Source organism: Streptomyces sp. NBC_00090, assembly GCF_045160815.1.
Lineage (GTDB): Bacteria > Actinomycetota > Actinomycetes > Streptomycetales > Streptomycetaceae > Streptomyces.
Map to the genome: position 1 here is coordinate 3,550,216 of NZ_CP108224.1, position 21,510 is coordinate 3,571,725.

Consider the following 21,510-nt stretch of genomic DNA (forward strand, 5'->3'; position numbering starts at 1 on the left):
CGGTCAGGGGAAGACCGAGGGCGGGGTTTCGAGGGCTTCGAGTTCGATGCCGGGGGCGGCGAGGACGACGTCGCCGGCGATGTGGACGGTGTGCCGCTCGCCCGTGTCCAGGGTGCTGACCTGGTACTCGTCGACGGTCAGGGGGCCGTTGTCAGTGGCGTGCGCTTCACTTCTCAGCAGGGCCCAGGACTGGTCGACCGTGAGGGGGGCGAGCACCGGATCCGTGAGGGCGACGAGCCTGAGACGGGTCTCGGGGGAATCGGGGGTGAGGCGCAGGAGTCGCGTGATCGCGACGAGGAATGCCGGGGACGTGCCGGTGAAGGCGTGGGCGCGCACATTGCCTTCGGTGGCGTGGGTTCCGGTGGGGTCCGTGCGGACCCAGGTGACGCCGTCGAGGGCCGCGCCGCGGACCTGCCAGCTCGCGGCGTGGAGTTCGAGGCGGATGGGGCGGCCCAGTTCGTCGACGGCCAGGTCGACGGAGCCCTTGTGGTCGCCGGAGGGGGTGGTGATCTGCGAGACGTAGCGCCAGCCGGAGGGGCCGGGTGCGCAGTGGAAGTGCTCTTCACCGAGGGGGGTGTGGTCGTGCGGGTCATGGAGCGAATATCGGCCGCGGGGCATGGGTCGGTCCTCGGGAGGGGGCGCTTCCAGGAGCGGTAGCGGGGGCGGGACGGGGCAGGCCCCCCGGCACGGGGGTGCGGGGGGCCTGCCTGGATCCTCTACGGGTGTCCGGGACGGCGTCGCGTCAGCGCGCGGGCGCCGCCGGTCGGGGCATCAGTAGCGGTAGTGGTCCGGCTTGAAGGGGCCTTCGACCTGGACGCCGATGTAGGCGGCCTGCTCGGGGCGGAGCGTCGTCAGCTTGACGCCGAGGGCGTCGAGGTGGAGACGGGCGACCTTCTCGTCCAGGTGCTTCGGCAGCGTGTAGACGTCGGTCGGGTACTCCGCCGGCTTCGTGAACAGCTCGATCTGGGCCAGGGTCTGGTCCGCGAAGGAGTTGGACATGACGAAGGAGGGGTGGCCCGTCGCGTTGCCGAGGTTGAGGAGCCGGCCTTCCGAGAGGACGATCAGGACCTTGCCGTCGGGGTAGGTCCAGGTGTGGACCTGCGGCTTGACCTCGTCCTTGACCACGCCCGGGGTCTTGGCGAGGCCGGCCATGTCGATCTCGTTGTCGAAGTGACCGATGTTGCCGACGATCGCCTGGTGCTTCATCTTGGCCATGTCCCCGGCCATGATGATGTCCTTGTTGCCGGTCGTGGTGATGAAGATGTCGGCGGTCTCGACGACCTCGTCCAGGGTCGTGACCTGGTAGCCGTCCATCGCCGCCTGGAGCGCGCAGATCGGGTCGATCTCCGTGACGATGACGCGGGCGCCCTGGCCGCGGAGGGACTCGGCGCAGCCCTTGCCGACGTCGCCGTAGCCGCAGACCACGGCCGTCTTGCCGCCGATGAGGACGTCGGTGGCGCGGTTGATGCCGTCGATCAGGGAGTGGCGGCAGCCGTACTTGTTGTCGAACTTCGACTTCGTCACGGCGTCGTTCACGTTGATCGCCGGGAAGAGCAGCGAGCCGGCCTGGTGCATCTCGTACAGGCGGTGGACGCCGGTCGTGGTCTCCTCGGTCACGCCGCGGATCTCGGACGCCAGCTGGGTCCACTTCTGCGGGTTCTCGGTGAGGGTGCGGTTGAGGAGACGGAGGATGTAGCCGTACTCCTCGCTGTCCGCGGTGGCCGGGTCCGGGGCGGAGCCGGCCTTCTCGAACTCGACGCCCTTGTGGACCAGGAGGGTGGCGTCACCACCGTCGTCGAGGATCATGTTCGGGCCGCCGGTGGGCGTGTTCGGCCACGTCAGGGCCTGCTCCGTGCACCACCAGTACTCCTCCAGGGTCTCGCCCTTCCAGGCGAAGACCGGGACGCCCTGGGGGTTCTCCGGGGTGCCGTTCGGGCCGACGGCGATGGCCGCGGCCGCGTGGTCCTGGGTGGAGAAGATGTTGCAGGAGGCCCAGCGGACCTCGGCGCCGAGCGCGACGAGCGTCTCGATGAGGACGGCGGTCTGCACGGTCATGTGCAGGGAGCCGGTCACCCGGGCGCCGGCCAGCGGCTGCTGCTCGGCGTACTCGCGACGGATCGACATCAGGCCGGGCATCTCGTGCTCGGCGAGGGTGATCTCCTTGCGGCCGAACACGGCCAGGGAGAGGTCGGCGACCTTGAAGTCCTGATGGGCGGCAGTCGTCATGACTGTGCTGCTCCTCGGGTGTGGGAGTGCGAGGGTCGGTTGGCGCCTGGGCACCACGGGAGGGCCTGGGCACACGAATGCCCGGGCGGTTCCACGGTGCCGTCGTCGGAGGCCCTCTCTCCCTCGGCCGGTCCACTGGACCGCCCGACCGCCATCAGCAGCGACGTCTGGCTGTCACGAATCTACACCGGTTCGGCCGTGCGGGAGGGCTCATACGGATGCACGAGGCCCCCGGGACCGAGGGGGTCGCGGGGGCCCGGTGGTGGCGGGGCGTGGTGGCCTCGCCGTGGCGGGGTCAGTGGGTGGGGCCGCCGGGTGACTTGGCCGGGTTCTCGCCGGCCGAGGCGGCGGACTCGCTGTAGACGTCGGGCTCCAGGTAGATGACGCGGGCGATCGGGACCGCGGCGCGGATGCGGTCCTCGGCGTTGTTGATGGCGTGCGCCACGTCGGTCGCCGTGTCGTCGTGCCGGACGGCGATCTTGGCGGCGACGAGGAGCTCCTCGGGGCCGAGGTGGAGCGTGCGCATGTGGATGAGGCGGGTGACGGTGTCGCCGTCGACGACGGCCGCCTCGATCTTCTTGACGTCGTCGATGCCTGCGGACTCGCCGAGGAGGAGCGACTTGGTCTCGGCGGCGAGGACGATGGCGATCACGATGAGCAGGACGCCGATGCAGAGGGTGCCGATGCCGTCCCAGACGCCGTTGCCGGTGCCGAGGGCGAGGCCGACGCCGGCGAGGGCGAGCACCAGGCCGATGAGGGCGCCGAGGTCCTCCAGGAGGACGACGGGGAGCTCGGGGGCCTTCGCCCGGCGGACGAACTCCGTCCAGGAGAGACCGCCGCGGACCGCGTTCGACTCCTGGATGGCGGTACGGAAGGAGAAGGACTCGGCGATGATCGCGAAGACGAGGACGCCGACCGGCCAGTACCAGGCCTCGATCGGGTGCGGGTCCTTGATCTTCTCGTAGCCCTCGTAGATGGCGAACATGCCACCGACGGAGAAGAGCACGATGGAGACGAGGAAGGCGTAGATGTAGCGCTCCCGGCCGTAGCCGAAGGGGTGCTGCGGGGTCGCCTCGCGCTTGGCCTTCTTGCCGCCGAGGAGCAGCAGCCCCTGGTTGCCGGAGTCGGCGAGCGAGTGGACGCTCTCCGCGAGCATCGAGGACGACCCACTGAAGAGGTACGCCACGAACTTGGCTACGGCGATCGCGAGGTTGGCGGCGAGTGCCGCCACGATCGCCTTGGTTCCGCCTGACGCGCTCATGGGTGTACGTGGTCCCTTCGTCGATGCTCCGGCTCTGTCGCCGCGGTTCGGCCGGTCATTCTCGCATCAGGCCACGACGGTGGCGCGAAAGACCGTTCCCGCACCGGACAGTTCGGTGGCCTCGCCGGCCGGGACGAAGACGGACTCACCGGGGCCGAGGGTGACCTCGCCGGCCTTCGGGCGGCCCGCGACGGCGAGCAGGATCTGCGGGGTCGGGGCGGTGAGGTCGGTCGGGGCGGCGCCTTCCGCCCGTACGAAACGTGAGAGGCGGAACTCGTCGATCGGGGTGTCGTAGACCTCTTCCCCGGACGGGGAGGCCTCGGGGCGCAGGACGCCGGGGTCGTTCGGCTCGAAGCGGACGACGCGGAGGAGTTCGGGGACGTCGACGTGCTTCGGGGTGAGTCCGCAGCGCAGCACGTTGTCGGAGTTGGCCATGATCTCGACGCCCATGCCGTCGATGTAGGCGTGCGGGACGCCCGCGCCGAGGTAGAGGGCCTCCCCCGGCTGGAGCAGCACGTGGTTGAGCAGCATGGCGGCGATGACGCCGGGGTCGCTCGGGTAGTGGTGGGCGAGCGTCGCGAACGGCGCGTGGGCTCCGCCCAGTCGGCCGGCGGCGGCAGCGGCCTCGGCGACGGTGTGCGCCATCTCCTCGCGGTCGGCGGTGAGCAGGGCCGTCAGGACCTCGCGGAGCGCGGCCTCTTCGGGGTGGGCGTGGAGGAGGTCCACGTACGGCTTGAGGGAGTCGACGCCGAGCGCGGCGATGAGGTCGGCGGCCTCGGTGGGGGCGCGGAAGCCGCACAGTCCCTCGAAGGGGGTGAGCGCGCAGATCAGCTCGGGCTTGTGGTTCGCGTCCCGGTACGTGCGGTGCGGGGCGTCGAACGGGATGCCGGCGGCCTCCTCGGCGGCGTAGCCGGCGCGGGCCTGCGCGAGGTCGGGGTGGACCTGGAGGGAGAGCGGGGCGCCGGCGGCGAGCACCTTGAGCAGGAACGGGAAGCGTGCCCCGAACTTCTCGACGGCCCGCTCCCCCAGTTCGCGTACGGGGTCGGCGGCGATGAGCTCGTTGAGCGGGCCGCGCTCGGTGCGGGAGGGGGCGCCGGGGTGGGCGCCCATCCACATCTCGGCCTGGGGCTCACCGGTCGGGGCGTTGCCGAGGAGTTCGGGGATGGCTGTCGTGGATCCCCAGGCGTAGGGACGGACGGTGTTGACGAGGCGGTCCATGGTGCCTGCCAGCTCCTCGGGGTGGTGACGGACGGTGAGGGGTGTCGGGTGACAGGTGACAGGGGGCGGGTGACGGGTCGGTGACGGGGTGGTGGACGGGTGGGTGGGGCCTGGGTGACGCGTGAGTGGGGTGGGCGCGGGGTGTGCCTGGGTGTGGGGCGGGTGACCGGGTGCGGCGGGGCCGGGGGGATGGACTCGTGCGGCGGGGTGGCCCGGGGCGCGGTGGCCCGGTCAGTGGGCCTGGTGGTCGGGGTGGCCGGGGGTGGCCAGGGCCAGGTACACGGCGGCGAAGTCGGTCACCGCGAGCAGTTCGGCCAGGGTCTCGAGGTCGCCACCCTCCTCCGGTTCCAGTTCGCTGATGGCCGTCTCGTGTCCGAGGGCCAGTTCCCGTGCTGCCGGAGCGGCGGTCAGGCCGCCGCCCGGCCGGTCGCGCAGCAGGAGCACCCGGGCCCGCAGGGCCTGCGGCTCGTCGACGCGGTCGCGGAAGAAGTCGTCGGGGTCCGCACCCGCCGCGTAGTCGCCCGCGAGCAGCATGCCGTGCGCGGGCAGGGCCTCGGGGAGTTCGGCGGCGAGGGCGGGCAGGCCGGCGAGTTCGGCCAGGACGGCGGCGAAACGACGGCCGGCGGGGCCCGCCGCGTTGCCCTCGGTCCAGATCAGCGGGAGCGAGTCGGCCAGTTCGGCGGCGAGCGTCTTGGCCGGGTTGCTGTACGTGGCGATGGCCGGGCCGCAGCGTTCGGCCGTCTTGTCGAGCCGGTCGGCGACCTTCTCCAGGGCCTCGGGCGGCGCGTCGATGAGGCCCACGCGGTCGAGGAGGACGAGGAGCGGGGTGAACAGGGCCCACAGGGCGCCGGTGCTCGCCGCGAGGGTCTCGGCGTATTCGTCGGGCAATTCGTTCGGAGCGGTGGCCAGCGGTACGAACAGGCCGTGCGAGCCGCCGACGGCCTCGGCGAGGGGTGAGGTCTTGGGGGCGACGGCGACGACCGTGATGCCGCGGCGGTAGGCCTGCTCGGCGATGAGCGCCAGACCGGGTTCGGAGCCGTCGATGGTCGGCAGCAGGAGCAGGTCCACCGAGCCCGCCCAGCCGGGCAGGGCCCAGCGCAGGGCGCCCGCCGCGGGGGCGACGCCGGTGGGCTGGAGGTGTACGACCGGGGCGGAGGCTCCGGCGAGGGCGCCGATCAGGTCCGCGACGCCGGCGGCGGCGGTGCCGGGGCCCGCGACGAGGACGGCGCGGGGGCGGCCCTCGGGGTGGAGGTCGGCGATGCCGGCCTCGGTGGCGTGCCGGGCGGCGGTCCGTACCCGGGCGCCGGCTTCGGCGGCGCCGCGGAGGAGGCCGCGGCGGTCGGCCAGGGCGAGGGCGTCCGGTGCGTCGAGGAGGGTCTCGTCGAGCATGTGGCGGTGCCTCCCGGGTGGGTGCGGGGTGTGGGGTGCTGGTGGGGGTGCGGTTGTGGGTGGCGGCGGGGCCGGTGGTGCACCCTGCCTGCCGCCGGGCTGTCTCTGTTCCCACTCGTACCCGTACCCCTACCCGTACCTGTGCCCGAACCAGCATCCGCATCCGCATCACCCGTGCGGCGGGGACGCTTGCGGGTCCTTCCGTGGGTGGTGCCCGTGGTCGGCGGAAGGACCTCCGGGGCCGTCAGCGGCGTCGGCTCGTCGCCGGTGTGCCGGGGTCGACGGCGCGGCACGGGGTCGGGGGGTGCGCCGCGAGGCCGCCCGTGCCGGGAGTGCCGTCGCGGACGGTCCGGGTGGGGGCTCGGATGGGAAGCGCCGGTGGGTCAGGCCGGGCGGCGGGCCTCGTCGGTGAGGAGGACCGGGATGCCGTCGCGGACCGGGTACGCGAGGCCGCAGTCCGTGCCCGTGCAGACCAGTTCGGGGGTCTCGTCCGCCGTGCGGTCGTTCAGCGGAGCGTGGCAGGCCGGGCAGGCCAGGATCTCCAGGAGGCCGGCTTCGAGCGGCATGGGGTGTCCCTTCGCACAAACGGTGGTGGTGCTGCCCTTCGGGCCAGGTCAGCCTACCGCCGGGGGACGGGGGGCGCGGCTCGGCGACCGGCCCTTCCGTACCCCCGGCGGGGTGGTGTCAGCCGGTCGCGCGGACCAGGGCGAGGACCTCGTCGCGGATCTTGGCCATGGTGGCCTCGTCGCGGGCCTCGACGTTGAGGCGGAGCAGCGGCTCGGTGTTGGAGGCGCGGAGGTTGAACCACCAGTCGGCGGCGGTCACGGTGAGGCCGTCGAGTTCGTCGAGCGTGACGCCGTCCTCGCTCGCGTACGTCGCCTTGACCTTGGCGGTGCTGGCCGTCTGGTCGGCGACCGTGGAGTTGATCTCGCCCGAGGAGGCGTAGCGGTCGTAGGCGGAGACCAGGTCGGACAGGGTGCCCTCCTGGCCGCCGAGGGCCGCGAGGACGTGGAGCGCGGCGAGCATGCCCGTGTCCGCGTTCCAGAAGTCCTTGAAGTAGTAGTGCGCGGAGTGCTCGCCGCCGAAGATGGCGCCGGTCTTCGCCATCTCCTCCTTGATGAAGGAGTGGCCGACGCGGGTGCGGACGGGCGCGCCGCCGTTCTCGCGGACGACCTCGGGCACGGACCAGGAGGTGATCAGGTTGTGGATGATCGTCCCGCCGGGGTTCTTGGCGAGCTCGCGGGCGGCGACGAGGGCCGTGATCGCGGACGGGGAGACCGGCTCGCCGCGCTCGTCGACGACGAAGCAGCGGTCGGCGTCGCCGTCGAAGGCGAGGCCGAGGTCGGCGCCCTCGGCGAGGACGCGGGCCTGGAGGTCGACGATGTTCTTCGGGTCGAGGGGGTTGGCCTCGTGGTTCGGGAAGGTGCCGTCGAGCTCGAAGTACATGGGGACGGTGTCGAGCGGGAGGCCCTCGAAGACGGTGGGGACGGTGTGGCCGCCCATGCCGTTGCCCGCGTCGACGACGACCTTCAGCGGGCGGATCGCGGTGAGGTCGACGAGGCCCCTGAGGTGGGCCGCGTAGTCGTCGAGGGTCTCGCGCTCGGTGACGGTGCCGGCGGTGGCGGCGGCCTCGGGCGCGCCCTGCTCCGACCACTGCTCGACGAGGGCGCGGATGTCGGCGAGGCCGGTGTCCTGGCCCACCGGGGCGGCGCCCGCGCGGCACATCTTGATGCCGTTGTACTGGGCGGGGTTGTGCGACGCGGTGAACATCGCGCCCGGCAGTCCGAGGCTGCCCGAGGCGAAGTACAGCTGGTCGGTGGAGCAGAGCCCGATCAGGGTGACGTCGGCGCCGAGGCGGGCCGCGCCGCGCGCGAAGGCGTTCGAGAGGCCAGGCGAGGAGGGCCTCATGTCGTGGCCGACGACGATCGCGTCCGCGTCCGTCACCCGTACGAAGGCGGCCCCGAAGAGTTCGGCGAGCTCCTCGTCCCACTGGTCCGGTACCACTCCGCGGACGTCGTACGCCTTCACGATCTGCGACAGATCGGCAGTCACGGATCCACCCTCCTGAGTTTCGGCACGCGTGTGCGGCGCGTGTAGGAACGCCAAAACTACCCGGAGTGGGTCGGGGGTACGCGGACGGTGGCCGGTTTCGCGGTCAGTCGCGGTCAGTTGTCGGGTGAGCGGAGCACTCTGAGGTGCCCTCGGCGCCCGACCTCCATGGGGTCGCCGCCGCGGCCTCCGCCGCCCTTGCCGCCGGCCTCGGCCGTGCGCTCGCGGGGGCGGGCCGCCTCCCGTACCGCGTTGGCCAGGGCTTCGAGGTCGTCGCCGCTGGGGCGTGCGGGGGCGGAACCGTCGGTGAGGCGCATCACCTCCCAGCCGCGCGGCGCGGTGAGGCGCTCGCTGTGCTGGGCGCACAGGTCGTAGCAGTGGGGCTCGGCGTAGGTGGCGAGCGGGCCGAGGACCGCAGTCGAGTCGGCATAGACGTACGTCAGTGTCGCGACGGCAGGGCGGCCGCACGCGGTGCGCGAACAGCGACGTACAGGGCTCACGACGTTGGACGGTACCGCACTCTTGACCGGGCCGCGACGACTCCGCCTCAGGTCACTCCCCCGTGTCGCGGTGTGACCTCCGACACCTCCCATCGCGTGATGACGCCGGTGACCTGCGAGGGAAGGGGCGTACGCCGGTGAGGGCAGGAGGTGATCCAGACAGTCCTGGATACAAATCCGGTCAACCACGGCCAGATGGCCGATCGCGACATGGTGTCGAATCGGGCGCGCGGTCGGCCGGAATGTTCAGGTTTCGACAGTGGGGGTGGAGGCGCCGGGGAAGGCGGCGAGGCTCCGCCACGGTGCGGAAACACCGATGAGGGTTACGCTGCGTCAGTGATGGACAGTCCTGTGCCGCCGAGCCCCTCGCAGCCCTCCACGGAGCCCCCGGCGGAGCCTCGGGTCCGCCGCCGCGACCGTCATGGACGCGGGATGCGGGGCCCGGTCGCCCCGCCGCAGGTGCCGCTCTCCACGAGTCGTGCCGACACCTTCCGCGATCTGGTGCTGGATTCGGTGGAGCGCCTCGAACGGCGCTGGCCGCAGCTGGCGGACATCGAGTTCCTCGTGATGGAGGTGCCGCCGCCGGTGCCGGGCGAGACGGTGCCGCTGGGCGGCTCGGCGCCCGCCGAGAAGGGCGAGCCCGCCCGGGTCGTCGTCTACCGGCGGCCCGTCGAGATCCGCTCGAAGAGCCGCGACGAGCGCGCGCTCATCGTCCACGAGGTGGTCGTGGAGCAGGTCGCGGAGCTCCTCGGGCTCTCCCCCGATTCGGTCGACCCCCGGTACGGGCAGGACTGAGCCGCAGGGGCTTTCTCCACCCGTAGGGGCGGTTCGTCCACCCTTACGGGGAGTTCCTCCACCCGTACGGGTCGTCCGGGGGCTTCCCCTCGTCCCGTACGGGTCGTCCGGGGCTTCCCTCGTCCCGTACGGGTCGTCCCGGGGTTCAGTCGTCGAGCACCTTGAGGTCCTGGCGCGCCGACGGGACCTCCACCGTGCCCCGGTCGTCGACGAGGGGCTGGACCGTGAACATCGCGACGCCGTCCTCCGGCACCGACAGCGTCCGCGCCGCGTACACCTTGCCGCCCGAGACCGGTTCCACGGTCAGCGCGTAGGCGCCCTTGAGTCCCTCGGGGACCAGGTCGGCGAGGGTCGCCGTGGTGCCCGCCTTCACGGTGACCGTCCTGGACACCGGCGTCCCCCCTCCCGAGCCCGCCGAGGCCGTGACCTTGACCTGGGCGGCGGCGCCGGTGGCGACGAGGGAGAGCGTCGAGGCCTTGGCCCGGTTGTCGGCGACCGTCGCCCGGGCGGAGACGGCCGCGGCCGCCGGGATGAAGGCGATCTCGGTGTTCTCGCCCTTGCCGCGGACGACCTGGAGGGCGGCCACGACCGGGGTCGGCTTCTTCGGGTCGCTCGGGGTGAGCAGCAGGGAGCCGGCCTGCCCCCGGGTGAGGTCCGGCAGATCGATGGAGGCCGTCATTCCGGACTTCACGTGCAGGGTGCCCCCGCCGGCCGGGACGATCGCGCCGGTCGGGGTGGCCAGCTGGATCTTGAGGTCGGCGTCGTCGTCGCCGGGGACGAAGGCCACAAGCCGTACGGAGGTGGCGTCGGCCGGGATGCCGGGGAGCACGGCGCTGCCCGACGGGTCGGCCGCGGCGGCGAGCCAGTCGCTGCCGAGCTTGTCGTCGGCCACGCCGATGGCGGCGCCGACGCGCCCGCTGCGGGTGGTGACGTGGACGGTGACGTCCCGCTGGGCGGCCTCGCCGGTGAGCGTGGAGAGGAGGACCGGGACCGTGGAGCGCGGGGGTACCGGGATGCCCTCGGTGAACTGGGACTTGAGGGCGCCCTCGGGGCCGTACAGCTCGATGTCGGCGACGGCGGCCGTGTCGTCCGGGTTGGTGAGGTGGACGTAGTCCTGGCGCTCCTTGGCCGTGGAGGCGGCCGGGAACCAGAAGTCGGTGTCGGGGGCGCCGCAGGAGAGGCCGAGGAGACCGCGGGCGCCGCCCGCCGTGACGACGGTGCTCTGCTGGACGGTCCAGCCGGGGGCCAGGGTGCCGGTCGCCGAGCCGGTGAGAGCGGGCGCCGCGCCGCCCTCGACCCGGGCGGTGACGGGCTTGCCGGGGACGGTGACGGTCGCCGGGGCCTTGGGCGCCTTGGGCTTCTTGCCGCCGGAGGTGCCGCCGCGGGTCGCCCCGCTCGCGGCCGGCCTCAGCTGGGCGGTGGGCTTGTCGGCCCGGTTGGCGGAGCCCGTCGCGGCCGCGCCCGCCGTGCCCGCCGTGCCCGACGGGGTGTACGAGGTGTAGACGGTCTCGGCCACCTCCGAGGTGCTCGGTGCCGGGCAGACCAGGCCCGCGCGCTCGACCGGCAGCCGGGTGGGCGCCTTGGCCGCGGGGGCGGCGGTGCCGTCCGGGGTGGTGAGCGTGGCGAAGCCGGTGACGGCCGCGAGGGCCGTGGTGACCGCGATCAGGGAGAGGGTCGTGCGCTTCACTGGTTGCTGCTCCCGTCGGGACGCTGCTCGGTCTCGTGGCCCTGGGGGTACTCGTAGCCGTAGCCGTACGGGTCGTACTGCTGCTGCTCGTACTGCTGCTGCTCGTACTGCTGCTGCTGCGGGTCGTACTGCTGCGGCTGCTGTTGCGGGTCGTACGACTGCTCGTAGCCCTGTTCCGCGTACTGCTGCGGCTGCTGCTCGTAACCCTGCTGGGGGTACGCGTACGGCTGCTGCTGGTACGGATCCGCCGCGTACTCCTGGTAGTAGCCCTGGTCCGCGTAGGCCGGGTCCTGGGCCTGGTCGTGGTTCTCGGGCTGCTGGGCCTGGGGCTGGGACGGGGCGGCCTGGGCGTAGGCCGGGTCGTACCCGCCGTCCCACTCCTGGGGCTCGTACGCCTGCTGCTCCGGGATCGGGGCCTGGGCCGGGGCACGCTCCGGTTCCGGTGCCTCGGTCCCCTCCTGCTCCGCCTCCGCCTCGGCGGCGGCGCGGAGGCGGCGAGCGCGCCGGCCGTCGCCGTCGGTCGCCTGCGCGGGGATCACGAGCTCCTCCTCGGGCAGGTCGTCGTCGATCTCGCGACGGCGGCCCGGCAGGGCGAGGACGAGCAGGACGACGGCGAGGCCGACCTGGGTCCAGGTCCACACGGTGTGGGTGAGCGGCTGGTCGTACGTGAGGTCGAGGCGGCCGCCCTGGGCGGGGAGCTCGAAGCCCTGGGCCCAGCCGTCGACGGTGGTCCTCGTCAGCTCCTTGCCGTCGAGGGTGGCGGTCCAGCCCTCGTCGGCGCGGTCGGCGACGCGCAGGACGCGGCCCGCGGGGCCGGCCGGGATCTCGGTGTGGGCCTCGACGGGGCCGGCGGCGACGGCGACCGGCCGGGCGGCCTGCTCCGTGCCGGCCGGGGCGTCCGTCTGCGCCGCGGCCCCGGTCTTGGCGGCCGACGGGACGATCATGATCCGGGCGATCTCGCGGTCCACGCGCCAGAGCGCGCTGCCGTCGAGCTGGCTGAGGCGGCTGAGGCCGGGGGTCGCGTCGAGGACGCGGCTCAGCTGGCGCGGTGCCCCGTCCCGTACGAGGACGTAGCGGATCGCGTAGCCGCTGAGCTCCTGGGTCTGGTCGGCGCCGGAGCCGGCGACGAGGTGGGCGACGACCCCGTCGAGGCGGGGGTCGGCCTCGGCCGCCGCGGAGAGTTCGCCGTCGCCGAGGCGGGCGCCGGAGCCGCGGACCAGGGTGTAGGTGACCTCGCCGGGCGAGGTGCCGCCGAGGACGAGGGTGCGGGGCTGGTCGCGGGTGCCGCTCTCCTCGGCGACGAAGGCCGGGACCTGGACCGGGTCGCGGCGGGTCAGCGGGCCGTCGGCGCCGCCGATCATCCAGCCGGCGGCGGCGACGGCGGGGCCGACGGCGCAGGCGAGGGCGATGAGCGCGGCGACGGGCTGGCGCCAGCCGAAGCCGTGGGCGGCGACGCGGGTGCGGCCGCCCTCGGCGCCGATCATGCCGGCGGCGATGAGGGCGGCGCCGTAGACGAGGGTGGCGGGGCCGGCCCAGCCGGTGCCGTCCGCGCCGTTCGAGACGACGGCGAGGAGGAGGCCGGCGAGGGCGGCGGCCCAGGCGGTACGGACGGCGAACTGGCGCTCCTCGCGCAGCAGCCCGGCGAGGGCCGCGAGGACCAGGCCGATCAGGAGGAGTCCGCCGGTGGTGCCGGGGCCGCCGGGGCTCGTCGCGAGCAGGTCGAGCGCGGTGGCCGTGCCCGTCCGGACGTCGAGACCGGCCTCGCGCAGGAAGGCGGCGGGGTCGGTGAGCAGGGAGAGCGACCAGGGCGCGAGCGCGAGGATCGGGGTGCCGACGGCGGCGAGGAAGCGCAGCCCGTACGCGGTGATGTCGGAGCGGCGGACGACCAGCACGCCGAGGCCGAGGAGGACGGCGAGCAGCCACACGATCGGGGTGAACGCCGTCGCGAAGGTGAGCAGGAAGGCGTACGCCCAGGTGGCGCGCCAGCTGCCCCGGTCGGGCCGGTTGAAGCCGTGGGCGGCGACGGCGGCGCGGGCGATCAGCGGAAGCAGGATCGCGAGGACGGCGGTGCCGAGCCGGCCGGTGGCGAGGGCCCCGGTGGCGGCGGGCAGGAAGGCGTACGCGACGGCGCCCCACGCGAGCAGGAGCCGGGACTCGACGATCGGGCGGGCGGCGAAGTACGCGGTGAAGCCGGCCAGCGGGACCGAGCAGACGAGCAGCAGGGTCAGCGCGGTGGAGGTGGAGCCGAGGAAGAGGGTGGAGAGCGCGGCCAGGACGGCGAGGTAGGGCGGGGCGCTCTGGGTGCCGCCGGCGCCGATGGCGTGCCAGGCGTCCGCGTACCGCGACCAGAGGCCGGAGACGGTGTCGGGGGCGGGCAGCAGGGCGCCGCCGGCCAGCGAGCCGCCGGCGAAGAGGTTGCGGCAGGCGACGAGGGAGATGACGAGCAGGAGGGCGAAGAGGACCGGGCCGGGCTTGCGGGCGATCTTCTTGAGCCGGGCGAACTGCTCGATCTCCAGGTAGTCGGCGTCGTCGCCGCCGGGGCCCGACTCGACGACGCCGTGGCGGGAGCCGCCGGAGTCGGCCTCGGAGCCGCCGACGTTGGCGGTCAGCTGCTCGACGGCGGCGCGGACGGTGGCGCCGGGCGGCGGGAAGAGCGGGCGGAGTTCGTTCGCGGCGACGGCGGGGTTCTTGCGCCGTTTGCGGGCGGCGAGGATCTTCTCGGGCCGCAGGAGGGTGGCGAAGAGGCCCATGACCTCGTCGACGGCCTGGCCGGGGACCTTGCCCACGAGGAAGGCGAGGGTGCGGAGCAGGGTGCTGAGGACGAGCCGGACGAGGACGTAGGGGAGGGCACGGCCGCGGGTGTTGGCGAGGAGCGTGTAGACGGCTCCGGCCTTGTCGACGCGGTGCGGGTCGGCGGCCGTGCGGCCGGCGCAGTCGACGGTGCGGCGCTCGCGGGCGGCCGCCTCGGCGTGCCGGAGGACGGCGTCGGGGGCGACGAGGACGCGGTGGCCGGCGGAGTGGGCGCGCCAGCACAGGTCGACGTCGTCGCGCATGAGGGGCAGGCGCCGGTCGAAGCCGCCGAGCTCCTCGAAGACGTCGCGCCGGACGAGCATGCCGGCGGTGGAGACGGAGAGCACGGAGCGGACCTGGTCGTGCTGGCCCTGGTCCTGCTCGCGCCGGTCGAGGCCGGTCCAGCGGCGGCCGCTGCGGGCGATGGAGACGCCGACCTCGAGGAGCTGCTTGCGGTCGTACCAGCCGCGCAGTTTTGGCCCGATGACGGCGGCGTACGCGTCGGAGTCGGCGACGCGGAGGAGTTCGGCGAGGGCGCCGGGCTCGGGGGCGCAGTCGTCGTGGAGGAGCCAGAGCCACTGGACCGGTTCGCCGTGCGGGAGTTCGGGGAGGTCGTAGGCCTCGTCGTTCCACGTCCTGCTGACGGGGTCCCAGCCGCTGGGGCGCTTCAGGTACGGCAGGTCCTCGGCTCCCAGGACGGGGGCCGTGCGGGCGGCCTCCTCGACGGCGGCGCCGAAGCCGGTGCGGCGTGCGAGGTGCAGCACGCGGTCGGCGCCGATGGCGTCGGCGACGAGCTGCGCCGAGTCGTCGGCGCTGCCGGTGTCGGCGGCGACCACGTTCTGCACGGGGCGCTCCTGGGCGAGCAGCCCGGCGAGGGCGTCCGGCAGCCAGCGGGCACCGTCGTGGGTGACGATCACGGCGGTGACGACGTGTCGCGGAAACTCAGGAGTTGAGGACATCGAGCTACGGGCCCTCCGGCCGGGGTCGCCCGCGGGGGGCGTGGGGTGCGTCTCGGACGGAGGCCCACACTAACGGCTGCGCGCGGGGCCGCACGCAGAACGGTCCGCCGCCTGTGGACGGAGCACAGGGGGCGGACCGTTCGTCATGTCCTGGTGTGCGCACTTCGGCGCGGGGGGCCCGGAGGGTTTGGGAGAAGCCTCCGCGACCGGGGTCGGGCCGGGGGCCCGGGACCGGGTGCGGCTCAGACGGCGGCCTTCTTCAGACGGCGCCGCTCGCGCTCGGAGAGGCCGCCCCAGATGCCGAACCGCTCGTCGTTCTGCAGGGCGTATTCGAGGCACTCGGAGCGGACTTCGCAGGCGAGGCAGACCTTCTTGGCCTCGCGGGTCGAGCCGCCCTTCTCGGGGAAGAAGGACTCGGGATCGGTCTGGGCGCACAGCGCGCGCTCCTGCCAGCCGAGTTCCTCGTCCGCGTCCTCGACCAGCAGTTCCTGGAACAACTCGGTCATGTGCGCCCCTCGTCTGTTCTGTGCGTCCCCGTGATGTTGCCGTTACCGAACCCGGCCGAACGACACGAGTGAAATTACAAGTTTGTGCTCTGTGCGAGTCAAGCCGAGATCTGCTATTGGGCCCCGTATTCACTCTGCGGAACCAAGCCTATGCGGAAAGTGTTCAAATCACCAAAAAACGTGACACATGCCACCGGCCTGGCCGCACCGCACAGGCCCCTCACAGGAGAGGACGCCCGAGACTTGGATCTTGTTGCGATCCGGCCATGGAAGCGATCCGGATCACAGCCCGATCACGGAGAGTGGCGGGTGAGCCGGGGCTCATCCGTGGGCGCCGCCATGTTTACGGGCACGGTTGAAGCGCCATCTCTCCTGGTCCGCACGTGAACAAACCTTTCTCCGCGCACTGTAACCGGATGAGGTGAAACATTACCGCCAAATCGGGCATTGAGTTGACAGTCGGGTACCCCTCCCGCCACCTTTGGTGGCATGCCAGCGACCACAGCGCCCGCCGCGACCCACGCCCGTGGGGTCCGCCGCGCTGTCCAGGCGCGCTGTTGCTGTTGTTGTTCCAGCTGTTGATGCCGTAGAGCTCCAGCCTCTTTCCCCCAGCGTCACCCTGCGTCACATGCGTCACCTTTCTCCGTGACCCCCCACCGCTTCTGTTTCTGCTGAGGAACCTCCCCGCCCATGAACATGGACAGCGACCTTCAGATCGCCGGCGACATCCTCGAGGTCCCGCACCTCCTCCAGCCCGAGCGCGCCCACCCCGTCACCGTGGCCGAGTTCGCCGGCCTCGCGCGCGCCATCGCCGACGACCGCTCCCAGTGGGCCCCGTACGTCGAGTACGACGCCACCACCCGCTGGTACCACCGGCTGCGCACCGGCCCCGGCTACGAGGTGTGGCTGCTCTCCTGGGTGCCGGGCCAGGGCAGCGGCCTCCACGGCCACGGGGTCTCCTCCGGCGTCCTGACCGTCCTGGAGGGCGAGTTGACGGAGCGTACGGAGCAGGGCGCGCGGACGCTCGACGGCGGCGCGCAGCGCGTGTTCGCGCCGGGGTACGTCCACGAGGTCGTCAACGACTCCCTCGAACCGGCCGTCAGCCTGCACGTCTACTTCCCCGGTCTGACCGAGATGCCGATGCACGAGTCGCTCCAGGCCCAGTGCGCGCCGGCCTCCGCCGCGCAGGGCTCCCCCGCCCCCGGCGCCCCGGCCGCCCCGGGTGTCGTCGTCGCCTGACAGACTGCTGTGCATGCGCATTGTGGTTCTGGCCGGTGGCATCGGTGGTGCCCGCTTCCTTCGCGGCCTCAAGCAGGCCGCGCCGGACGCGGAGATCACGGTCGTCGGCAACACCGGTGACGACATCCATCTCTTCGGGCTGAAGGTCTGCCCCGACCTGGACACGGTGATGTACACCCTCGGCGGTGGCATCAACGAGGAACAGGGCTGGGGCCGCCTCGACGAGTCCTTCACCGTCAAGGAGGAGCTCGCGGCGTACGGCGTCGGACCCGAGTGGTTCGGCCTCGGCGACCGGGACTTCGCGACTCACATCGTCCGTACGCAGATGCTCGGCGCGGGCTACCCGCTGAGCGCCGTCACCGAGGCGCTGTGCGCCCGCTGGAAGCCGGGCGTGCGGCTCCTCCCCATGTCCGACGACCGCGTCGAGACGCACGTGGCCATCGAGGTCGACGGCGAGCAGCGGGCCGTGCACTTCCAGGAGTACTGGGTGAAGCTGCGCGCCTCCGTGGACGCGAAGGCCGTCGTGCCGGTCGGCGCGGAGGCGGCGAAGCCCGCGCCGGGCGTCCTGGAGGCGATCGCCGAGGCGGACGTCGTCCTCTTCCCGCCGTCCAACCCCGTGGTGAGCGTCGGCACGATCCTGGCCGTGCCCGGGATCCGCGAGGCGGTCGTCGCGGCCGCGGCCGCCGGGACACCGGTCGTGGGTCTCTCCCCCATCGTCGGCGACGCGCCCGTGCGGGGCATGGCCGACAAGGTGCTCGCGGCGGTCGGCGTGGAGTCCACGGCGACCGCGGTGGCCCTGCACTACGGCTCCGAGCTCGTCGGCGGCTGGCTGGTGGACACCGTGGACGCGGGCGCCGTGGCGGACGTCGAGGCGGCGGGCATCCGCTGCCGGGCGGTGCCGCTGATGATGACGGACGTGGAGGCGACGGCCGCGATGGCGCGCGAGGCGCTGGCGCTCGCCGAGGAGGTACGCGGGTGACCGCCGGACCCCCCTCGTACCGGGTCTGGGCGCTGCCCGGGCTGCCCGAGGTGGCGGCCGGGGACGACCTGGCCAAGCTCATCGCCTCCGTCTCGCCCTCGCCCGGGCTCGTCGACGGGGACGTCCTCCTCGTCACCTCCAAGATCGTGAGCAAGGCCGAGGGGCGGGTGATCGCCGCCGACGACCGCGAGGAGGCGATAGACGCCGAGACGGTACGGGTGGTGGCGCGGCGCGGCACGCTGCGGATCGTCGAGAACCGGCAGGGGCTCGTCATGGCCGCCGCCGGGGTCGACGCCTCCAACACCCCTTCCGGGACGGTGCTGTTGCTGCCGGAGGATCCCGACGAATCGGCGCGGCGCATCCGTTCGGGGCTGCGCGAGGCGCTCGGCGTCGATGTGGGGGTCGTCGTCACCGACACCTTCGGGCGGCCCTGGCGCAGCGGCCTCACCGACGTGGCGATCGGCGCGGCCGGCGTGCGGGTGCTCGACGACCTGCGCGGCGGGACCGACGCGTACGGCAATCCGCTGAGCGCGACCGTGGTCGCCACCGCCGACGAACTCGCCGCCGCCGGCGACCTGGTGAAGGGCAAGGCGAGCGGCCTGCCGGTCGCCGTCGTCCGCGGCCTGCCGCACGTGGTGGCCGGGGACGAGGAGCCGGGGGCGCGGGCGCTCGTGCGCGGCGCCGCCGACGACATGTTCCGGCTCGGGACCTCGGAGGCCGTACGGGAGGCGGTGACGCTGCGGCGGACCGTACGGGAGTTCACCGCGGAGCCCGTCGACCCGGGCGCGGTTCGGCGTGCGGTCGCCGCGGCCGTGACGGCGCCGGCCCCGCACCACACCACGCCCTGGCGGTTCGTCCTCCTGGAGTCGCCGGAGTCGCGGCTGCGGCTGCTCGACGCGATGCGGGACGCGTGGATCGCGGACCTGCGGCGGGACGGGAAGTCCGAGGAGTCCGTCGCCAAGCGCGTGCGGCGCGGGGACGTCCTGCGCGACGCGCCCTATCTGGTCGTGCCCTGCCTCGTCATGGACGGCTCCCACCACTACGGCGATCCGCGCCGGGATGCCGCCGAGCGCGAGATGTTCGTGGTCGCGGCGGGCGCGGGCGTACAGAACTTCCTGGTGGCGCTCGCGGGTGAGCGGCTGGGCTCGGCGTGGGTGTCCTCGACGATGTTCTGCCGGGACGTCGTGCGGGAGGTCCTCGCGCTGCCGGCGGACTGGGACCCGATGGGCGCGGTGGCCGTCGGACACGCGGCGGCGGCGCCGAAGGAACGTCCGGTGCGGCACGCGGCGGAGTTCGTCGAGGTGCGCTGAGCTTCTTTCGGGTGCGCTGAGCCTCTTTCAGAGGCGTGCGGTGGGAAGCGCGCGATCAGTAGCGTGCGATGTTGCCGGGCGTCATGCGGGGCGCCCGGCGGGGTGGTACGCGGCCGCTGAGGAGAATCAGGCGGGCGGCCCGGTGACGCTGGCCCGCGTACGGGGCCAGCAGGTCCAGCATGGCCGCGTCGTCGGCCGTACGGTCGCCCGCGAGAGCCCAGCCGACGATTCCCGGCAGGTGGAGGTCGCCCGTCGTCACCTCGTCGGGGGCGCCGTTGCTGCGCTGGATCGTCTCCGCGGAGGTCCAGGGGCCGATGCCCGGGATCAGTTCGAGACGGGCGCGGGCGTCGGCGGGAGCCATGTCCGCGGCCTCCTCCATGCGGCGGGCCGCCCTCGCCGCCCGCACGATCGTGGCGGCGCGCTTGTCCTCGACGCCCGCGCGGTGCCACTCCCAGGACGGGATCAGGGCCCAGGTGCGGGCGTCCGGCATGACGTGCATGCCGTCGGGGGCCGGGCCGGGGGCGGGCTCGCCGTACTTCCGTACGAGCAGCCGCCAGGCCCGGTAGGCCTCGTCCGTCGTGACCTTCTGCTCCAGGACCGACGGGATCAGCGACTCCAGGACCAGGCCGGTGCGGGTGAGGCGGAGGCCGAGGCGGCGGCGGTGGGTGGCGGCGAGGAGTCTGTGGCGGGGGACGAAGGCGGTGGGGTCGTCCTCGGCGCCGAGGAGGGCGGGGAGGCGGGCCAGGAGCCAGGGGGCGCCGGGGCCCCAGGCTTCGGCGGTGACGTGGGGCTTGTTGTCGGTGCGCTCGTTCTTGTCCGTGCGCTCGTTCGCGTTGGCGTTCGGGTGCGGGTCCTCGTCCGTGCCCGCGTTTTGGCGGACGGCTACTCGGAGGGTGCCCGGGCCGTCGGGGGTGCGGCTGGCCCGCCAGACCGAGCCGTCGGGGGTCACCCGGAAGGTGGGGTCGGCGGGGCCGCGGCGGAGGGGGCCGAGGGTGAGACCGAGGTCCGTCTGCGTGTCGAGTGCGACGGGGGTGGTGGGTACGGGGACGTGGCCGCCGCGCACCGTGGTGCGGGTGGTGGGGGTGCGGGGTGGGAAGCGGCCGGCCATGGCTACGAGCGTAGCCGGGGGCGCGCTTGGTCTTGGCTTGTCCCGTGCGGGGCCTTGGCGGGGCCATGCCGGGGTGTCTGTACGGGCCCGGCCAGGTGTTGTGCGGGCCCGGTCTGGTGCCGTGCGGGTCCTGGGGGTGGACGAGCAGGGGACGGGCGTCGCCCTGGGGGCGTTGTGCCCACCCGTTCCGCCCCGGCGGAACGCATGCCCGCGACGAGGGGGGCGGGGGCCCATGCCCGCGACGAGGGCGGGGGGAAAGCAGGCCACTGCGGGAGTAGGGGGTGGTTGTGGCGGCCGGGCCCGTTGGGGTCCGGCCGCCGGGGGGGGTTACTGGTCCGAGGAGAAGCGGACCGCGTTTGCCGGGAGGGTGGTGTCGCACCAGATGCGGACGCCCTCGCGGAGTTCGTTGTCCGGGCCCACCTGGGCGCCGTCGCCTATCACCGCGCCCGTGAGGACCGTACGGGCTCCGATGCGGGCGCCCGCGCCGACGAGGGAGTCGGTGATCACCGCGCCCGGTTCGACCACCGCGCCCGCCAGGATCGTGGAGCCCGTGATGCGGGCGCCCTCGCCGACCACCGCGTCCGCGCCGATGACCGTGCCGCCCGTCAGCTTGGCGTCCGGGGCGACGCGGGCCGTCGGCAGGACCAGGCGGTCGCCGCAGCGGCCCGGGACGGCCGGGGAGGGGGCGCGGCCGAGGACCAGGTCGGCGGAGCCGCGCACGAAGGCCTGCGGGGTGCCGAGGTCCAGCCAGTACGTGGAGTCGACCATGCCCTGGAGGTGGGCTCCGGAGGAGAGGAGCTCGGGGAAGGTCTCGCGCTCGACGGAGACGGGGCGGCCGACGGGGATCGTGTCGATGACCGAGCGACGGAAGACGTACGCGCCGGCGTTGATCTGGTCCGTGACGATCTCTTCGGGGGTCTGCGGCTTCTCCAGGAAGGCGGTGACGCGGCCTGTGGCGTCTGTGGGGACCAGGCCGAAGGCTCTCGGGTCCTCGACCCGGGTCAGGTGGAGCGAGACGTCCGCGCCCGAGGAGGCGTGGGTGTCGACCAGGGCCCGGATGTCGAGGCCCGTGAGGATGTCGCCGTTGAAGATGAGGACCGGGTCGTCGGGACCCGAGTGGAGGCGTGAGGCGACGTTGCGTATCGCGCCTCCCGTGCCGAGCGGCTCCTCCTCGGTGACGTACTCCAGGCTGAGGCCGAGGTCGGAGCCGTCACCGAAGTGCGGCTCGAAGACCTCGGCCAGGTAGGAGGTGGCGAGCACGATGTGCTCGACTCCGGCGGCGCGGGCGCGGGCCAGCTGGTGCGTCAGGAAGGGGACGCCCGCCGCCGGGACCATGGGTTTGGGCGTGTTGACCGTGAGCGGCCGAAGCCTTGTGCCCTTGCCACCGACCAGGAGGATCGCTTCTGTCACCTTGTCGTCTCTGCTTCCTGTTCGGGGCCGGTCCGCTCGCCCGCCTCGGTCGTCCGTGCGATATGACCGGTCAGTTTATGCAGA

Annotated in this window: 17 protein-coding genes; 4 read left to right on the top strand and 13 right to left on the bottom strand. The window is 73.3% G+C overall.

The annotated features are described in order from the left end of the window. Positions 1 to 3 precede the first annotated feature (3 nt). The 8 genes from OG361_RS15550 to OG361_RS15585 all read right to left on the bottom strand — a co-directional run bounded on the left by OG361_RS15550 (position 4) and on the right by OG361_RS15585 (position 8,736). Positions 4 to 618: a hypothetical protein gene (locus OG361_RS15550; RefSeq protein ID WP_384576217.1), complete on the bottom strand. Its 615-nt coding sequence runs from the start codon at positions 616 to 618 to the stop codon at positions 4 to 6. Between the two features lie 153 nt (positions 619 to 771). Beyond that, positions 772 to 2,226: an adenosylhomocysteinase gene (gene ahcY, locus OG361_RS15555; protein ID WP_384576214.1), complete on the bottom strand. Its 1,455-nt coding sequence runs from the start codon at positions 2,224 to 2,226 to the stop codon at positions 772 to 774. Between the two features lie 295 nt (positions 2,227 to 2,521). Then, the gene (locus OG361_RS15560) at positions 2,522 to 3,487 is read right to left on the bottom strand and encodes a cation diffusion facilitator family transporter (RefSeq protein WP_405853971.1); all 966 of its coding nucleotides are present in this window, start codon (positions 3,485 to 3,487) and stop codon (positions 2,522 to 2,524) included. 66 nt (positions 3,488 to 3,553) lie between these two features. Further along, positions 3,554 to 4,705, bottom strand: a complete 1,152-nt coding sequence (gene manA, locus OG361_RS15565; protein WP_405853973.1) for a mannose-6-phosphate isomerase, class I — start codon at positions 4,703 to 4,705, stop codon at positions 3,554 to 3,556. A gap of 231 nt (positions 4,706 to 4,936) precedes the next feature. Next, on the bottom strand, positions 4,937 to 6,094 hold the full coding sequence (locus tag OG361_RS15570; RefSeq protein WP_405853975.1) for an SIS domain-containing protein: 1,158 nt from the start codon (positions 6,092 to 6,094) through the stop codon (positions 4,937 to 4,939). A gap of 383 nt (positions 6,095 to 6,477) precedes the next feature. Next, positions 6,478 to 6,660 (bottom strand): Trm112 family protein, encoded by a 183-nt coding sequence (locus tag OG361_RS15575; RefSeq protein ID WP_030221689.1) that lies wholly within the window; start codon positions 6,658 to 6,660, stop codon positions 6,478 to 6,480. Positions 6,661 to 6,778: 118 nt separating this feature from the next. Then, on the bottom strand, positions 6,779 to 8,146 hold the full coding sequence (locus OG361_RS15580; protein ID WP_405853977.1) for a phosphomannomutase/phosphoglucomutase: 1,368 nt from the start codon (positions 8,144 to 8,146) through the stop codon (positions 6,779 to 6,781). A gap of 113 nt (positions 8,147 to 8,259) precedes the next feature. Next, positions 8,260 to 8,736 (bottom strand): DUF3499 domain-containing protein, encoded by a 477-nt coding sequence (locus OG361_RS15585; protein ID WP_405853979.1) that lies wholly within the window; start codon positions 8,734 to 8,736, stop codon positions 8,260 to 8,262. A 246-nt stretch (positions 8,737 to 8,982) separates the two neighbouring features. On the opposite strand from OG361_RS15585, the gene OG361_RS15590 reads away from it, so the two are divergent. Beyond that, on the top strand, positions 8,983 to 9,438 hold the full coding sequence (locus OG361_RS15590) for a metallopeptidase family protein (protein ID WP_384576199.1): 456 nt from the start codon (positions 8,983 to 8,985) through the stop codon (positions 9,436 to 9,438). 145 nt (positions 9,439 to 9,583) lie between these two features. Here the strand turns inward: OG361_RS15590 and OG361_RS15595 are convergent, their stop codons facing one another. The 3 genes from OG361_RS15595 to OG361_RS15605 form a co-directional block, all read right to left on the bottom strand. After that, positions 9,584 to 11,125: a DUF5719 family protein gene (locus tag OG361_RS15595; protein WP_405853981.1), complete on the bottom strand. Its 1,542-nt coding sequence runs from the start codon at positions 11,123 to 11,125 to the stop codon at positions 9,584 to 9,586. Then, positions 11,122 to 14,874, bottom strand: coding sequence for a glycosyltransferase family 2 protein (locus OG361_RS15600; RefSeq protein WP_405853983.1), 3,753 nt, complete (start codon positions 14,872 to 14,874; stop codon positions 11,122 to 11,124). Before OG361_RS15600 ends, OG361_RS15595 begins: the two co-directional genes overlap by 4 nt. Positions 14,875 to 15,116: 242 nt before the next feature. After that, positions 15,117 to 15,380, bottom strand: a complete 264-nt coding sequence (locus OG361_RS15605) for a WhiB family transcriptional regulator (RefSeq protein ID WP_015033978.1) — start codon at positions 15,378 to 15,380, stop codon at positions 15,117 to 15,119. A 690-nt stretch (positions 15,381 to 16,070) separates the two neighbouring features. Here OG361_RS15605 and OG361_RS15610 point away from each other — a divergent pair. From OG361_RS15610 to OG361_RS15620, 3 genes are read left to right on the top strand one after another with little or no spacing between them, the layout of a single operon-like run. Then, positions 16,071 to 16,619 (top strand): cysteine dioxygenase, encoded by a 549-nt coding sequence (locus OG361_RS15610; protein WP_405853986.1) that lies wholly within the window; start codon positions 16,071 to 16,073, stop codon positions 16,617 to 16,619. Between the two features lie 13 nt (positions 16,620 to 16,632). Next, complete coding sequence (gene cofD / locus OG361_RS15615) at positions 16,633 to 17,598, top strand: 2-phospho-L-lactate transferase (protein ID WP_384576187.1); 966 nt, start codon at positions 16,633 to 16,635, stop codon at positions 17,596 to 17,598. Then, positions 17,595 to 18,908 carry a coenzyme F420-0:L-glutamate ligase gene (locus OG361_RS15620; RefSeq protein WP_405853988.1) on the top strand — a complete coding sequence of 438 codons (1,314 nt, stop codon included), beginning with the start codon at positions 17,595 to 17,597 and terminating at the stop codon, positions 18,906 to 18,908. The genes cofD and OG361_RS15620 overlap by 4 nt, the downstream gene beginning before the upstream one ends. A gap of 55 nt (positions 18,909 to 18,963) precedes the next feature. Here the strand turns inward: OG361_RS15620 and OG361_RS15625 are convergent, their stop codons facing one another. Next, positions 18,964 to 20,016 carry a DNA-3-methyladenine glycosylase family protein gene (locus tag OG361_RS15625; RefSeq protein WP_405853990.1) on the bottom strand — a complete coding sequence of 351 codons (1,053 nt, stop codon included), beginning with the start codon at positions 20,014 to 20,016 and terminating at the stop codon, positions 18,964 to 18,966. A gap of 327 nt (positions 20,017 to 20,343) precedes the next feature. Further along, positions 20,344 to 21,426 carry a sugar phosphate nucleotidyltransferase gene (locus OG361_RS15630; RefSeq protein ID WP_405853992.1) on the bottom strand — a complete coding sequence of 361 codons (1,083 nt, stop codon included), beginning with the start codon at positions 21,424 to 21,426 and terminating at the stop codon, positions 20,344 to 20,346. Positions 21,427 to 21,510 lie beyond the last annotated feature (84 nt).

Coding starts and splice junctions, on each gene's coding strand:
- OG361_RS15605 (WP_015033978.1), bottom strand. CDS start 15,380: ATGACCGAGTTGTTCCAGGAACTGCTGGTCGAGGACGCGGACGAGGAA.
- OG361_RS15570 (WP_405853975.1), bottom strand. CDS start 6,094: ATGCTCGACGAGACCCTCCTCGACGCACCGGACGCCCTCGCCCTGGCC.
- cofD (WP_384576187.1), top strand. CDS start 16,633: ATGCGCATTGTGGTTCTGGCCGGTGGCATCGGTGGTGCCCGCTTCCTT.
- OG361_RS15560 (WP_405853971.1), bottom strand. CDS start 3,487: ATGAGCGCGTCAGGCGGAACCAAGGCGATCGTGGCGGCACTCGCCGCC.
- OG361_RS15585 (WP_405853979.1), bottom strand. CDS start 8,736: ATGGGAGGTGTCGGAGGTCACACCGCGACACGGGGGAGTGACCTGAGG.
- OG361_RS15610 (WP_405853986.1), top strand. CDS start 16,071: ATGAACATGGACAGCGACCTTCAGATCGCCGGCGACATCCTCGAGGTC.
- manA (WP_405853973.1), bottom strand. CDS start 4,705: ATGGACCGCCTCGTCAACACCGTCCGTCCCTACGCCTGGGGATCCACG.
- OG361_RS15550 (WP_384576217.1), bottom strand. CDS start 618: ATGCCCCGCGGCCGATATTCGCTCCATGACCCGCACGACCACACCCCC.
- OG361_RS15590 (WP_384576199.1), top strand. CDS start 8,983: ATGGACAGTCCTGTGCCGCCGAGCCCCTCGCAGCCCTCCACGGAGCCC.
- OG361_RS15600 (WP_405853983.1), bottom strand. CDS start 14,874: ATGTCCTCAACTCCTGAGTTTCCGCGACACGTCGTCACCGCCGTGATC.
- ahcY (WP_384576214.1), bottom strand. CDS start 2,226: ATGACGACTGCCGCCCATCAGGACTTCAAGGTCGCCGACCTCTCCCTG.
- OG361_RS15625 (WP_405853990.1), bottom strand. CDS start 20,016: ATGGCCGGCCGCTTCCCACCCCGCACCCCCACCACCCGCACCACGGTG.
- OG361_RS15575 (WP_030221689.1), bottom strand. CDS start 6,660: ATGCCGCTCGAAGCCGGCCTCCTGGAGATCCTGGCCTGCCCGGCCTGC.